The 15477-nt window shown below is 61.6% G+C and carries 9 protein-coding genes; all 9 read left to right on the top strand.

The window, feature by feature from the left end:
* Positions 1 to 322: 322 nt before the first annotated feature.
* The 9 genes from bcsQ to ELQ88_RS03300 are packed head-to-tail and all read left to right on the top strand — an operon-like array spanning position 323 to position 15438.
* The gene (gene bcsQ / locus ELQ88_RS03340) at positions 323 to 1567 is read left to right on the top strand and encodes a cellulose biosynthesis protein BcsQ (RefSeq protein ID WP_138963622.1); all 1245 of its coding nucleotides are present in this window, start codon (positions 323 to 325) and stop codon (positions 1565 to 1567) included.
* Complete coding sequence (gene bcsA / locus ELQ88_RS03335; protein ID WP_138963620.1) at positions 1564 to 3759, top strand: UDP-forming cellulose synthase catalytic subunit; 2196 nt, start codon at positions 1564 to 1566, stop codon at positions 3757 to 3759. Before bcsQ ends, bcsA begins: the two co-directional genes overlap by 4 nt.
* Positions 3759 to 6059 carry a cellulose biosynthesis cyclic di-GMP-binding regulatory protein BcsB gene (bcsB, locus tag ELQ88_RS03330; protein ID WP_138963618.1) on the top strand — a complete coding sequence of 767 codons (2301 nt, stop codon included), beginning with the start codon at positions 3759 to 3761 and terminating at the stop codon, positions 6057 to 6059. The genes bcsA and bcsB overlap by 1 nt, the downstream gene beginning before the upstream one ends.
* 1 nt (position 6060) lies before the next feature.
* The gene (gene bcsZ / locus ELQ88_RS03325) at positions 6061 to 7305 is read left to right on the top strand and encodes a cellulose synthase complex periplasmic endoglucanase BcsZ (RefSeq protein WP_138963616.1); all 1245 of its coding nucleotides are present in this window, start codon (positions 6061 to 6063) and stop codon (positions 7303 to 7305) included.
* Positions 7281 to 11513 (top strand): cellulose biosynthesis protein BcsC, encoded by a 4233-nt coding sequence (locus ELQ88_RS03320; RefSeq protein ID WP_138963614.1) that lies wholly within the window; start codon positions 7281 to 7283, stop codon positions 11511 to 11513. Before bcsZ ends, ELQ88_RS03320 begins: the two co-directional genes overlap by 25 nt.
* Positions 11514 to 11528: 15 nt before the next feature.
* Entirely contained in the window at positions 11529 to 12191 is a 663-nt protein-coding gene (locus ELQ88_RS03315; protein WP_128873923.1) for an SGNH/GDSL hydrolase family protein, read from the top strand.
* On the top strand, positions 12188 to 12853 hold the full coding sequence (locus ELQ88_RS03310) for an alginate O-acetyltransferase AlgF (protein WP_138963612.1): 666 nt from the start codon (positions 12188 to 12190) through the stop codon (positions 12851 to 12853). Before ELQ88_RS03315 ends, ELQ88_RS03310 begins: the two co-directional genes overlap by 4 nt.
* Before the next feature lie 18 nt (positions 12854 to 12871).
* Positions 12872 to 14287, top strand: coding sequence for an MBOAT family protein (locus ELQ88_RS03305; protein WP_138963610.1), 1416 nt, complete (start codon positions 12872 to 12874; stop codon positions 14285 to 14287).
* A complete protein-coding gene (locus tag ELQ88_RS03300) occupies positions 14287 to 15438 on the top strand; it encodes a cell division protein FtsQ (RefSeq protein WP_138963608.1) in 1152 nt (383 codons plus the stop codon). The genes ELQ88_RS03305 and ELQ88_RS03300 overlap by 1 nt, the downstream gene beginning before the upstream one ends.
* Positions 15439 to 15477: the final 39 nt, after the last annotated feature.

Here is a 15477-nt window from a genome sequence, read left to right as displayed (position 1 = left end):
GCCATTCAATCGCGCCAGGCAGTAAGATGCCGCCCTCTTAGAAGGGCTCGCGATAAGGCATATAGCGACGGTTACGGAAAATGATTTTCCTGATCAGTGCATCAAAGACGCGGATGAATAGACATTTTTTTGACACGAAAAAATTGACTCTGCCGCTGGCCTGAAAAATAAGTAGCCCTGACAGCAAATTATTGACACCATCACCCTGACATCACCTTTTCCCAGATTCCGCCGTGAATATGGGTTTTTGTGTGTGTGTGATTTAGGTCGAATCTGCCTAAGAAAATTTTCAGATCGCCAAAGGCAGGAACGGGGCTACTCCATGAATCGCGCAGACGACATTGCAACATTGTTCAGCTCATTCGGGGCAAGTGCGGACAGCTATAAAGAAATAGAGCCGCACTACGACTATCAGGAACTGCCGCTCGTGCCACCGGTGCGCCTGCCGGTAAAACCTGCTGCACCTGTTCTGGTTTCGGATGCAACGCCTGCGCAGACTGCGCCGATGCCCCCCCGCGTTCCCATTATTGAAGCCACTCTCGAGGCACATGCCATAAAACAGGCGGCGATCGACGCCGTGCTTGAGGCTGCCGTCAACATTCCGACGGCCTCAGCGCAGGCGCCGGTCGAGCCCGTTGCCAAGAAGCCTGCGCCTGAGACAATCGTCGGCCCGTCCACTCAAGCATCGACCCCTGCTTCCTTGCGCAGCCTGCTGGAAAAGGCCGCTCAAGCGCGTCTGAGTGCTCAAGACCAGGCCGTCCCGGTGGCCCCTGCGCGGATCAAAGCCAAGATAATCGCCGTGGTGTCAGCCAAGGGGGGCGTGGGCAGAAGTACGTTGACGTCGATGCTGGCCAGCACCCTGCGCCCCCGCGAGGGCGGTCAGGTGTTTGCGGTCGATCTGGACCCGCAGAATGCACTGCAATTCCATTTCGGCATTCAGGAAGCCGTACCGGGCATTGCTCAGGCGAGCCTGGACGACAACAACTGGCGCGACGTTTGCCTGTCCGGCGCTGGTAATTGCCAGTTTGTGCCTTATGGCAAGGCCGCTGTCACCGACGTGCAGCGCGTACAGCAAAACGTGGCCAAAGATGGCCGCTGGTTGTTCCAGCAACTGCAGCGCATGGCATTGAGCGACAAAGACGTGGTGATCCTGGATTTGCCCGTCGGCATTGACGAGAGTCTGCAGCAAGCGCTGGATATCGCCGATCACCTGGTGCTCGTCATGCTGCCTGATGCCGCCTCCTACCGGGCGCTGGACCAAATGAAGCGCAGGCTCGAACCCTGCCTGGGCAAACTTCATCCACCGACGCTGCACTGCATCATCAATCAGCTGGACCCTACTCATGGCTTCAGTATGGACATGGTCGAAGTGTTGAAGCAGCGCATGGGCATCAGCCTGCTGGGCATTGTTCATCTGGACCGCAGTATCCGTGAAGCCCTGGCCTACGAGCGTAACCCGATGGACCAGGTGCCCCTCAGCCAGGGTTGTCACGACGTTCAAGAAATTGCCAAGGCGCTTTCAGGCCTGCTGTCCCACGCACAGGTCCAAGAGTCGGCACTGTCATGAGCAATCTCAATTCAGAGCAATGGCTCGACACGCTGTTTGCGCGCGTGGAAAAGCTGCCGCCCACCGCGAGCCTGCTGCTCAAGGCTGGTGCCTGCCTGGTTGCCGGCCTGTTTTTGATCGCAATGATTTGTGCGCCGCTGAACCTGGAAAGCCAGGTCGTCTTTGCCCTGCTGTGCTTCGGCTCGATCCTGGTGATCCGCAAGATCCCGGGGCGCCTGCCAGTGCTGGCGATGATCGTGTTCTCGGTGGTGGCGTCCTTGCGCTACATGTACTGGCGGTTGACGTCGACCCTGGGGTTTGAAACCTGGCTGGACATGTTCTTCGGCTACGGCCTGGTCCTGGCCGAGCTGTATGCCCTGGTGGTGCTGTTGTTCGGCTACCTGCAAACCGCCTGGCCCCTGCAGCGCAAACCCATATTGCTGACCGCCCCTCCGGCTGAATGGCCGGTGGTCGATGTGTTCATTCCCTCGTACAACGAATCCCTCGGCATCGTGAAGCTGACGATCTTTGCGGCCCAGGCCATCGACTGGCCCAAGGACAAGCTGCGCGTGCACGTGCTCGATGACGGCCGCCGTGAAGACTTCAAAGTGTTTTGCCAGCAGATCGGGGTGAACTACATCGTTCGCGACAACAACCGTCACGCCAAGGCCGGCAACCTGAACGAAGCGCTGAAGGTCACCAGTGGCGAGTACATCGCCATTTTCGACGCCGACCACGTGCCCACCCGCTCTTTCCTGCAAATCAGCCTCGGCTGGTTCCTGAAGGATCCGAAGCTGGCGATGCTGCAAACGCCGCACTTTTTCTTTTCGCCGGATCCGTTCGAAAAAAACCTCGACACCTTCCGTAGCGTCCCCAACGAAGGTGAGTTGTTCTACGGTCTGGTCCAGGACGGCAACGACTTGTGGAATGCGACCTTCTTCTGCGGGTCCTGCGCAGTCATCCGCCGGGCCCCTCTGGAAGAAGTCGGCGGCGTGGCCATCGAGACCGTGACCGAGGACGCCCACACGGCACTCAAGCTCAACCGCGCCGGCTACAACACCGCCTACCTGGCCATCCCGCAGGCTGCGGGGCTGGCCACCGAAAGCCTGTCGCGCCACATCAGCCAGCGGATCCGCTGGGCCCGGGGCATGGCGCAGATTTTCCGGACCGACAACCCACTGCTCGGCAAGGGCCTGAGCCTGGGGCAGCGCATCTGCTATTCGAACGCCATGCTGCACTTCTTCTATGGCTTGCCGCGCTTGGTGTTCTTGACCGCGCCCCTGGCCTATCTGGTCTTCGACGCCCAGATTTACCACGCCTCGGCGCTGATGATCATGGCCTACGTGTTGCCGCATATCGTCCATGCCAGCGTGACCAACTCACGCATTCAGGGTCGATTCCGTCACTCGTTCTGGAACGAGGTCTACGAGACGGTACTGGCCTGGTACATCATGGGGCCTGTGCTGATGGCCCTGGTGAATCCCAAGTTCGGTGGTTTCAACGTGACCGACAAAGGCGGGATCATCGACGAGGAATACTTCGAATGGAAGCTGGCCCGCCCCTACATCATCCTGTTGTTGCTGAACTTGACCGGCCTGGGCTTCGGTACTTACGAACTGATCTGGGGTACAGGCGATACCCTCATCACCGTGCTGATCAACCTGGCCTGGACGGTCTACAACATCATCATCACCAGCGCATCGGTGGCCGTCGCCAGCGAAACCCGGCAGATTCGCTCCGAGCCGCGGGTACGCGCCGATCTGCCGGTCAGGATTGTGCGTGCCGACGGCAGTGAAATCGACGGCGTGACCCAGGACTTCTCGCAGAAAGGGCTGGGTATCCACGTGTCCGATGGCAGCCGGTTCGCCAGTGGCGAGCAGATCCAGGTCGCCCTCATTCGCAATACTCAAATCAGCCTGTTCCCGGCCACCGTAGCGTTCAGCAATGAAACGATGATCGGCGCCCAATTCGATCACATGACCTTGCGCCAACAAAGTGAGCTGGTGCGTCTGACCTTCTCGCGCGCCGATACCTGGGCTTCGACCTGGGGCAATGGCGAGGTCGATACCCCGCTGGGGGCCTTGCGAGACATCAGCCTGATTGGTGTACGCGGCATTATCGAACTGTTCAAAGCTACTGCAAAAGAAACCGGTCTTCTTTTCAAGCGCCGACGTGCTGTGCCTCAGGCCGTCGAACCTCTTCTGGATCAGTAATGACTCTCAAGCACTTTCGTCGTGCCGATGCACGACCTTACCCGTGGATGTTGATGGCCGCTTCGCTGCTCAGCGCCGGCCTCATGACTTCGACTGCCTGGGGGGTCACTGAAACCACTCCAGCAGCGGGCACCGCGAACGGCGATCGTTATGACCTGACGCTCAAGGAGCTGGGTAAAAACTACACCATGACCTTGCGCGGCCTGGAGGCGACCGACAGCGTCAACTTCGACGTGCGCGCCGATGAGGTCGTGACAGGCGCCAAGGTGACCTTGCAGTACTCCTATTCGCCCGCCTTGTTGAGCGAACTGTCGCAGCTCAACGTCATGGTCAACGACGAAGTCGCCGCCACCCTGCCGCTGCCCAAGGAAAACGCCGGTACGCTGCAAAAGACCACCGTCGATATCCCTGCGCACCTGATCACGGAATTCAACCGCCTTGGTCTGCAGTTTATCGGCCACTACTCCATGTCGTGCGAAGACCCGATGCACTCCAGCCTGTGGGCGAAGATCAGCAATGAAAGCCGCCTGAGCCTGAGCGTGTCGAAAATCGACTTGCCCGATGATCTATCGTCGCTGCCGCTGCCATTTTTCGATCGCCGCGACGCGCGCGTGCTGAACATGCCCTTTGTGTTTGCCCAGGCGCCCGATAACGCCACCCTGGAAGCCGCTGGCACGGTGGCCTCCTGGCTGGGCGCGTTAGCGAGCTATCGCGGTGCGCGCTTTACGGCCAACCTGAGCCAGATTCCGCAGAAAGGTAACGCGATCGTTTTCATCAGCAGTGCCGATGGTTCGCAGATACCCGGTTTGCAAGTGCCAACGGCCGATGGTCCGAGCCTGTCCATGGTTGCCAACCCCAATGACCCGTTCGGCAAACTGCTGGTGGTTGCGGGTGCCGATTCGCAAGCGCTCAAGCGCGCTGCGACTGCACTGACGCTGGGCAGCCAGGCACTCACCGGCAACCACGTGGAAATCGACCAGATGGATACGCTGGTACCACGCAAGCCCTATGACGCGCCGAACTGGCTGCCGACCGATCGCCTGGTCAAGCTCGGCGAACTGGTTGGCCCTAAAGTGTTGAATGTTTCGGGCATCAACCCGGGCGCAATCACCGTGCCCATGCGCCTGCCACCGGACTTGTTCAACTGGCTGGAAGACGGCGCCAAGCTGAACCTCAAGTATCGCTACACCCCACCACCAAGCGTGTCGGGGTCGAGTTTGATGGTGAGCTTCAACGACAGCTTCATGAAGTCCGTGTCCTTGCCGTCGGTGGCGCAACTGGGCGGCGGTTCAAGCCTTTTGGCCATGCTGAAAAAAGACCCGAGCCTGGCTCAGGAAACCAATGTGTTGCTGCCGCTGACCTCGGTCGCCTTGCAGTCACGCCTGCAGATCCGCTTCGTCTACGACTACACCAAACAAGGCGAATGCCGCGACATCATCCTCGATAACATGCGTGGCATGATCGATCCGGAATCGACCCTGGACCTGCGTCAATACGAGCACTTCATCGCGATGCCCAACCTGGGCGTCTTCAAGGACGGCGGCTTCCCGTTCACCCGCATGGCGGACCTGTCCGAATCGGCAGTCATCCTGCCGGACAATGCCGGCACGACCGAACTGGCGGCCTACCTGACAGTGATGGGCCGCTTCGGCGAGTCGACCGGTTACCCCGCCACTGCCATTACCGTAGCCCAGGCCGATCAGATCAGCGAGCTTGCGGATAAAGACTTGCTCGTCCTGGCTTCAGGCGCCAACCAACCGCTGCTGGAGCAATGGGCAAGCTACTTGCCGGCCAGCGTCGACGGTGACCGCCAGCGGTTTGATCTGTCCGACCTGCCGCTGCGGATCCGCGAATGGATCAGTCCCGATCCGGTCGCCAATCGGCGTCAGGCCCGCAGTACTTTCACCTTCAAGGGCACGAGCAGCAGCACCTACCTGACCGGTTTCCAATCCCCCCTGCAAAGCGGGCGCAGCGTGGTACTGATCGCCAGTGCGCGGCCGGAAGGCTTGATTGAGGCAACGGATGCGCTGATCGGCGGCGAAGACTATACCCAGGCGCTGCAAGGCAGCCTCGCCGTGATTCAGGGCAAGCACATCAAGTCGCTGGTCGCAGACGAGCAGTATTACGTCGGTCACCTCGGGCCCTTCAAGTACGTGCAATGGATGCTCTCGCAGCATGTGTTACTGCTGGTGCTGATCACTGCGCTGTGCATTCCATTGGTCAGTGTGCTGGCCTATCTGTCTCTGCGCGCGCGCGCACGTCATCGTCTGGCCGACGATGCCGATGTCGGGAAACACTGAGATGCGCCTTGGCGAGATCGTTAAAGCCTTCACCGGCGTGCTGCGTGTGAGCACGGGCGGGTATCGACGGACAGCGCTGGGCTTGATCGGCGGCCTGGTGTTGCTGCCCGGCGCTGCTCACGCCCAGGCTTGCAGCGCTTCGAACTGGCCGCTTTGGCAGGACTTTGCACAGCGCTACATACAGGAAGACGGGCGGATGCTCGGCTCCAGCCTGAACCCACAGCAAAGCACATCAGAGGGGCAATCCTATGGAATGCTCTTCGCCCTGATCGGCAACGATCCGCAGACCTTCGACCGACTCTGGCGCTGGACCGTGGCCAACATGGCCTCCAGCGACATCGGCACGCATCTGCCGGGCTGGTTGTGGGGCCAGGGCAAGGACGGCAAGTGGGCGATTCAGGACGCGAACTCCGCAGCCGATGCCGACCTGTGGTTCGTCTACGCGCTGCTGGAAGCCGCTCGGATCTGGCAGCGCCCGGATTACCGCGAGGACGCCAAGCGCCTGCTGGCCACTATCGAGTCGCGCCTGCTGGTCGACTTGCCGGGCCTGGGCAAAATGCTATTGCCAGGCCCGGAAGGCTTTGTGCAGCCAGACCACCTGTGGCGCCTGAATGCCAGTTACCTGCCCATCCCACTCTTGCGCCGACTGGCCAAGGAAACACCTGCAGGACCTTGGCAAGAGGTGGCTGAGAACACCGCCAGACTGCTGCGTGATTCCAGCCCCAATGGCTTCGTCGCCGACTGGGTCGGCTACCGCGGGACCTCGGCCACCTCGGGGTTGTTTGTCATCGATCCGTTCAAAGGCCAGCTTGGCAGCTATGACGCCATACGCGTCTATCTCTGGGCCGGCATGACGCCCAAGAGCGACCCGCTGGCGGCTTCGATCCTCGCTCGCCTGGACGGCATGGCCGCGGCTACCGCCTCAAGCGGGATTCCGCCGGAAAAGGTTCAAGTCATCAGCGCCAGCACCGAAGGCAATGGCCCGTACGGGTTTTCGGCGGCCTTGATCCCGTATTTTCTGGCCAAGGGGCAACCCTGGCTGGCCGAGCAGCAGCAGCGCATCGTCGAGCAAGCCTTGAAGAAGGTGCAGGAGCAGATGCGCACTGGCACCGTGCAACCGATGTATTACCACTACATGCTCAGCCTGTTCGGGCTGGGCTGGGCAGAACAACGTTATCAGTTCCTCAACGACGGAACATTGAAGCTATCCTGGGAGTCCGCATGTACCCGCGCCGCCACACACTAGCCGTCGCAATCCTGGCTGCGCTGGTCTGTACCTCCGCTCCGGCCGAGACCACCGATCCACAAGCACTGCTGATTGAACAGGGCAACTATTGGCAGTCTCGCCAGAACCCGCAACGGGCCACCGAGATCTGGGAGAAGTTGCTGCGTCTTTCGCCCAATCAACCCGATGCGCTGTTTGGCCTTGGCATGGTTGCTGTCCAGCAGAAAAAGCCCGATCAGGCCCAGCCGTATCTCGCCCGGCTCAAGGCGTTGAAGCCTGCCGCGCCGCAAGCCGATCGGCTGGAGCAGGAGATCGCCATGGCCTCGGCCGTGGGCCAGAAACAGCTTCAGGAAGCCCGCCGCCTGGTCGATGCCGGTGACCACGAAGGCGCCGCCGTGCAGTACCGCAAGGTGCTGGGTGGACGCGAGCCGCAGGGCCTGTTCGCGCGTGAGTACTACAACAACCTGGCGTATACCGATGCCGGCTGGCCAGAGGCCCGTCGTGGTTTTGAGCGGCTGATCCGGGAAAAAACCAGCGACCCGTACGTGCCGCTGTTTTTCGCCAAACAGTTGGTGCGCCGTGAAGACAGTCGTGCCGAAGGTGTTCGTGCCCTGGCCAAACTGTCGACCCGCGCCGATATCGGGGGCGATGCGGATGAAAGCTGGCGCCTGGCACTGACCTGGATCGACACGCCGACAGCCGCACAAAAGCCGTTGTTCGAAGAGTTCCTCAAAGTCCACCCGGACGATGATGACATTCGGGCGCGGATGAACAAGGCCAATGTCACGGCCAAAGAAGCCCCCGCCTGGCAACAGGACCCCCATGTGGCCCGCGGCCTGAAGGCGCTCGATGCCGGTGACAAACGCACGGCTGAAAAAGAATTTCAGGCGCGCCTGCAGCAGAAATCCAATGACGTCGACGCCCTCGGCGGCATGGGCGTGGTGTACCAGCAGCTCAACCGTTTGGGCGAAGCCGAAAAGCACCTTGAGCAGGCTACCCGGCAACCGGGCGGCAATCGTTGGCAGCCGGCCCTGGAAAATGTGCGGTATTGGGTGTTGTTGGAACGCGCCCGTGAAACACAACGCCTGGGCCGCGTGAGCCAGGCGCGTCAATTGTTCCAGCAAGCCATCCAGAAACAGCCCAACGAGCCGGCAGGCCTGGTAGCGCTGGCAGGGCTCGAGGCTCAGGACGGCAAGCTGGATGTCGCCGAAACAACTTATCGCCAGGTACTGGCGCGGTATCCTGCCAATGCCGACGCGCGCAGCGGTCTGCTCGGAGTGTTGACCCGGGCCGGCAAGGCTGACGAAGCGCTCAAGTGGCTGGACAAACTGTCCCCTGCCGAGCAAGCCGGTTTTGGCGATGCCAACCGCTTGCGAGGCCTGCGCGCTACGCAACAGGCCAAGGCTGCCGAGCAGCGGGGCGATTGGGCCGGCGCCCAGCAGGCTTATCGCGAGGCCCTGCGCGCAGACCCGAACGACGCCTGGACACGATTCGCCCTGGCGCGCATCCACCTGCGCAACGGCGAGACGCAAACCGCTCGCAAACTCGTCGATGAGCTGCTGAAAACCCGGCCGGACCTTCCCGATGCGCTCTACACCAGCGCATTGTTGTCCGCCCAGATGCAGGAATGGGAAAAAGCCCAGGCGGCGCTCTCGCGCATTCCCGTCGCCGAACGCACCCCGGACATCAAGGAGCTAGCCGCCGACGTCGAGCTCAATGTGCAGATCCGCAAGGCACTCGAAGTGTCCAGGCGCGGGCAAAAACAAGAAGCGCTGGCGCTGCTTGAGCGCAGCGAACCGCTGACATCGTCCTTGAGCGGGCAAATGCGACCGGCCCGCCTGGCATCGCTGGCGACGGCATATGTCGATGCCGGTGATCCGGCCCGTGGCCTGGTGTTGATGCGCAGCCTGCTGTCCCAGACGCCAAGACCGTCAGCGGAGCTGTTGCTGCAATACGCCGGCGTACTGCTCAAGAGCGGCGAAGATGCGGAAGTCAGCGGCATCCTGCATGACCTGCAGGGGCAACCGATGGGCACGCAGGCACGCGCCCAATACGATGATCTGCTGTATGTCTATCGTGTTCGTCAGGCTGACCGCCTGCGCGAGCGCGGCGATCTGGTAGCCGCCTTTGACACCCTGTCTCCAGCCTTGGCCCAGCGCCCGGGCGACAGTGTCGCCGTCTCCGCCCTGGCACGGATGTACACCGCCAGCGGCAATCGGAAAAAAGCCTTCGAGCTCTATCGCCCGCTGGTCCAGCGAGACGCCAACAACGCCCAATTGCTGATCAGTGCGGCCGATGCCGCGCTACAGGCGCAGGACCGCTCGTTCGCGGAACAAGCCGTGGATCGTGCGGTGAAGCTGGCGCCCGGCGACCCCCAACTGTTGACCACGGCAGCCCGGCTCTACAACAGCATGGGCCGCTCGGGAGACGCCGCGACCATGCTGCGCAAAGCCGTCGCCGTAGAGCGGGACGCACTCGATCCACCCGCACCGGCGCAAGGTTATGCTTCAAATGCCGGGGCTAATCCTTTTGCCGGGATGCCCGGTCAACGTCGCCGTGCGACGACCCTGGCGGCGGGGGCAGTCGTTCCGTTGCCGGCCGAATCGATCCCTGGCGCAATTGACCCGGTGCAGCAAGTGGTGCCGGATGCCTACCCCGGTCAATCGGGACAATCGCAAGGCTATGCGAGCTCGATGGACAGCATTCCCGCCCCGGTGGCCGAGAGCTACCAGGCACCGGCGCAGGCTTACGGGCAAGCGCCCGCAGGGTACGCCCCGCCTGTCCGTGCTCCCCAGGCAGCCCCGACCTATGCGCAACAACCTGCTGGCTATGCGCAGCAAGGTTATGCGCAGCAGCCTGCCGGTTATGCGCAGCAAGGTTATGCGCAGCAGCCTGCCGGTTATGCGCAGCAAGGCTATGCGCAGCAGCCTGGCGGTTATGTACAACAAGGTCATGTGCAGCAGACTGCCGGTTATGTACAGCAAGGCTATGGCCAACCGTCTTCAGGACAGGGCCCTTCGGACAACCCCTTCGCAGCACCGGCGATGTCCAGCGACCCACGCAGCGACATGACGCCCGCGCAGCTGGCACTCAACGACATTCTGCAAGAGCGCAGTGCCTACGTGGCGCAGGGCGTGAGCGTGCGCAGCAACGACAGCGAAGACGGCCTGAGCAAGATGACGGCCGTCGAAACGCCCTTTGAAGCCAACTTCCCGGCCGGCAACAACCGTCTGGCCGTTCGTGTGACCCCGGTGACAGTGAACGCCGGCAGTGCCAATTCGAACTCCGCGCAACGCTTTGGCGGCGGGCCGACCGTCGCGGCAGAGGACTCTACCGGTTCACAGAAAGACACCGGCGTGGGTCTGTCCGTAGCGATCGAGAACCCCGAGCACGGGATCAAGGCCGATATCGGCACGACACCCATGGGCTTTCGTTACACGACCGCTGCGGGTGGCGTCCGTGTCGATCGCCCCTTCGAGGCTAACCCCAACTTCCGTTACGGGGTGAATGCTTCACGCCGTCCGGTGACCGACAGTGTGACGTCGTTTGCAGGCACCAGCGATGCACGCACCGGCCAGAGCTGGGGGGGTGTAACAGCCAATGGTGCACGCGGTCAGCTGAGCTATGACAACCAGCAAGTGGGCGTCTATGGCTTCGCTTCCTACCACAAGCTTGAAGGCAACAACGTGGAGTCGAACGCCCGTAGCGAGATCGGCAGCGGCGCCTACTGGTATCTGGGTAATGACGATCCTGACAGCACGTTGACCCTGGGTGTCAGCGCCACCGCGCTGTCCTATGAAAACAACCAAAGCTTCTATACCTATGGCCACGGCGGCTATTTCAGCCCGCAGAGCTTTTTTGCCATCGGTATGCCGGTCACCTGGAGCCAGCGTACGGCCAACTTTTCTTACCAGCTCAAAGGCTCGGTGGGCGTGCAGCACTTCGAACAGGACCGTGCCGACTATTTTCCGACCGACTCGGCCCTGCAAGCCTCGGCCGGAGATGCCCAGTACCCTGGCATGAACAAGACCGGCGTTGGCTACAACCTGGCCGCCTCGGGTGAATACCGCATGGGCAGCAACTTCTTCCTGGGCGGCAACATGGGGCTGGATAACGCTCGAGATTACCGACAATTTTCGGGGGCCATGTACCTTCGCTATATGTTCGAGGACATGACAGGCCCGATGACCTTGCCCGTCAGCCCCTATCAATCTCCTTATTCCAATTGATCGAAGGAACACTCAATGCCTGCTTCAGCCATTGCCGGCCTGACGCTTCTCGTTTTGGGCGAGAGCCACATGAGCCTTGTAGACACGCTGATGGAGCCGTTGAACGATAACCTGACACGCCAAGGTGCACTCGTTCACTCAATCGGCGCTTGCGGCGCGAATGCCGCCGACTGGCTGATTACCAAGAAAGCCGACTGTGGCGCTGAACATACAATCAACGGCAAGCAAGTGATCAAAGGCCGCGAGGCCAGCACCACACCCATCAAGACGCTGATTGCCGCGGAAAAACCGGACCTGGTGGTGATCATCATCGCCGACACCATGGCGTCCTACGATAACCCGGCCTTTCCCAAGGCCTGGGCCTGGCAAAACGTCACCAGCCTGACCAAGGAAATCGCCGCCACCGGGGCCAAGTGCGCCTGGGTCGGTCCAGCGTGGGGCAAGGCGGGCGGTCCTTATAAGAAGAATGATGCGCGCACGCAATTGATGTCGAATTTCCTCGCCACCAACGTAGCGCCGTGCACCTATATCGACTCCCTGAGTTTTTCCAAACCCGGCGAGTGGGTCACGATCGATGGCCAGCATTTCACTATTGCCGGGTACAAATCCTGGGCGAATGCGATTGGCACCGCCCTGGGCAATCTGCCCAAAGAGGCGGTAAAAGGGGCCTATAAGTGAAGGGCCGGCGCCCATGGGCGGGCGGCCTGGCTTGCGCTTTTCTGAGCACCACCGCCACGTGTGCGGATATCCCGCTGTACAGCACCGGGCCGAGCGAAGACTCGGCCTTTGTGCGTTTTGTAAATGCCCTGCCCGGGGCTGCGCCACTGGCGGTTGACGCGGCCTCGACGCGCGTTGAACTGGGTGGGCTGTATTCAGTTTCCGGCTACCTTCCCGTCCAGCCGGGCAAATCGCTGGAGGGCACGATGAACGCTCAAGGGCAGAGCGTACCCCTGGCCCTTGGCTTTTCGCCCGGGGAGTTTGTGACGATCATCGCCCTGCCCGACGCCAAAGCGGGCCTTGCGCAGACAACGATTCGTGAAACGCCAGATGACTTCAATGGCCTCAAGGCTTCGCTGGCGTTTTTCAATGCGGACGCCAGTTGCCTTGATGCAAGCCTGCGCCCTGCCGGGCGCAATGCCGATATTTTCAATGCCGTCAGCCTGGGAAGTGTGCAACGCAGATCGATCAATCCGGTCAGGTTGTCCGTGCAACTGGTGTGTGCCAACAGCCATGCAGGCTCAACCCTGGATCTTGGCGAACTCAAGGCCGGGGAACGCTACAGCGTATTCTTGCTGCCTGGCGCAAAACTGCTGGCCATCACGGATTCCCTGACCCTCTGACCGGATCGCGACGCAGACATGGTTTTCGCCTCGCTTGAATTCCTGACATTGTTCCTGCCAGCATTTCTGCTGGTCTATGCGCTGGCCAGGCCCGCCTGGCGCAACATCGTCCTGCTGCTGGGCAGCTGGTTCTTCTATGGCTGGTTGAGCCCGCTGTTTCTGGCGTTGCATGTGCTGCTGACGATAGTCGCCTGGGTCGGTGGCCTGGTCATCGACCGGACCCGCGAGCAATCGCTGCTGCGGGTGCGGCTGCTGATTGCACTGATCGTGTTCAACACCGCCGTGCTCTGCTGGTACAAATACGCCAATATCCTGGCCTACACCTGGAGTGACCTGATCACCTGGTACGGCGCCATGCCGCTTGATTGGCAGCGGGTGGCGCTCCCGGCTGGGCTATCGTTTATCGTGCTGCAGGCGATTTCCTACCTGGTCGATGTGCACCGCCACACCGTCCCGGTGGAGCGTAACTTCATCAATTACGCCACCTACATTTCCATGTTCGGCCACTCCATTGCCGGGCCGATCATCCGCTACGACTGGGTCCGGCGCGAGTTGGTGCAACGGTCGGCCAGCTGGCAGAACTTCTCGCTGGGCGCACGTCGGTTCATGATCGGCCTGTCGATGAAGGTGCTGGTGGCCGACACCTTGTCGCCCATCGTCGACATCGCCTTCCACCTGGAGCACCCATCGTTCGTCGATGCCTGGATCGGCTGCCTTGCGTATTCGCTGCAACTGTTCTTCGACTTCGCCGGCTACAGCGCCATGGCCATCGGCCTGGGCCTGATGCTGGGCTTTCACTTCCCCGAAAACTTCAACCGTCCCTATCTTGCGAGCAGCATCCAGGACTTCTGGCGGCGCTGGCATCTGTCGCTGTCCAGTTGGCTGCGTGACTATCTGTACATTGCGCTGGGCGGCAACCGTGGCGGCACCTGGCAAACCTACCGCAACCTGTTCCTGACCATGGCCATCGCCGGCCTCTGGCACGGTGGCGACAGCTGGAACTACCTGCTGTGGGGAGCGGCCCACGGCATGGCCCTGTGCATCGATCGCGCCTGGCTCAGGTCCAGCCTGCCGAGCCTGCCCCCTATGCTCTCGCACACCCTGACGCTGTTGTTCGTGTGCCTGGCATGGACGCTGTTCCGCGCCCCGGACTTCGCCTCGGCGCTGAACATGTACGCCGGCCAATTCGGCCTGCATGGCCTGGCCTTGGGCGATGCCTTGGGCGTGGCGCTGCGTCCGGTTCACAGCCTGGCGGCGTTGCTGGGGGTGCTGTGTGTTGTCGCTCCGCTGCTGCAGCCTTATGTTGAAAGACGATTCGCAGGCACCGCGCTACTCACGGTGGCTGCGGCCCTTTGGCCCGTGGCGGGTTTCACGCTCTCGTTCGCGCTGATCGCGAGCCGTGAATCCGTGCCCTTCCTGTACTTTCAATTCTGATGACGAAGACCGAGCCCTCGCCCTCCACCGCACCGGTGCCGCCCAGCGCTCTGGCACTTCGTGCGAGCCCGGTCGCGGGCGTGGCATTTCTGATGTTCATGATCGGTGGCCTGGCGTCCAGCAGCTGGCTGGCCTGGCATCAACACGTCGAACTGCTGCCACCCACGCTCACCACCGAGGCGATTCTGGAGGGAGACGTCACCCACCGGATCGCCAAGGAATTGTCCAAGGCGCCCCTGCCGGTGGGCGCAGCCAATCTGGAACGCGGCGCCAGCTGGTTGTTGCTTGAAGACTCAGGCCCCCGGGTTCGACAAGGCTGCCCCGGCTGGCTGTTCCTGACCGACGAGCTGAAGCTCAATCGCCACGCCGAAAAAAATGCCAACGCCAAGGCGGACGCGGTGATCCGCCTGAACAGGCAGTTGGCCACCCGAGGCATTACGTTGCTGGTGAGCGTGGTGCCGGATAAAAGCCGCATCGCCACCTCCGCGCTGTGCGATCTGCATCGCCCGCCGGTGTTGCAGCAACGCCTGCAACAATGGACCGTCGCCTTGCAGGCCGCTGGCGTTGCAGCGCTGGACCTGACGAGCGCATTGCAGCCATTGGGCGAGCAGGCGTTTCTGCGCACCGACACCCACTGGAGCGAACCAGGCGCAAGAGCCGCCGCCCAGGCAGTGGCAGCGCAGGTTCGGAACATGGGGTTGCAAGCGTCGCCTCGAAAACGCTTTGCGGTGAACTCACCTGAGGCTCGACCGCGGGCGGGTGATCTGGTGCGTCTGGCCGGGCTCGATTGGCTGCCGCAGACACTGCAACCACCTGGCGAGCAGACGGTGCAATCGGTGATCAGTGAGGCGCCGGCCACGCCCAACGAGGAGGCTGATTCGCTGGACGATCTATTCGGCGATGCCAACCTGCCCAACACTGCACTGATCGGCACCTCGTTTTCGCGCAACTCCAACTTTGCCGGGTTCCTGGAAGTGGCGCTGGGTGCGTCCATCGGCAATTTCGCCAAGGACGGCGGCGAGTTCTCGGGAGCCGCAAAAGCCTATTTCGCCAGCCCCGCCTATTTGCAGACACCACCCAAGGTGCTGATATGGGAAATTCCGGAGCGTGAATTGCAGACGCCGTACGCCGGCGACCTGCCCGTGCGATAGAGTGCACGGCCGGCGACTGGCCTGTGCTGGTCTTGGCAG

It is taken from the genome of Pseudomonas sp. MPC6 (genome assembly GCF_006094435.1).
Lineage (GTDB): Bacteria > Pseudomonadota > Gammaproteobacteria > Pseudomonadales > Pseudomonadaceae > Aquipseudomonas.
This window is presented reverse-complemented; position numbering and strand designations above follow the sequence as displayed.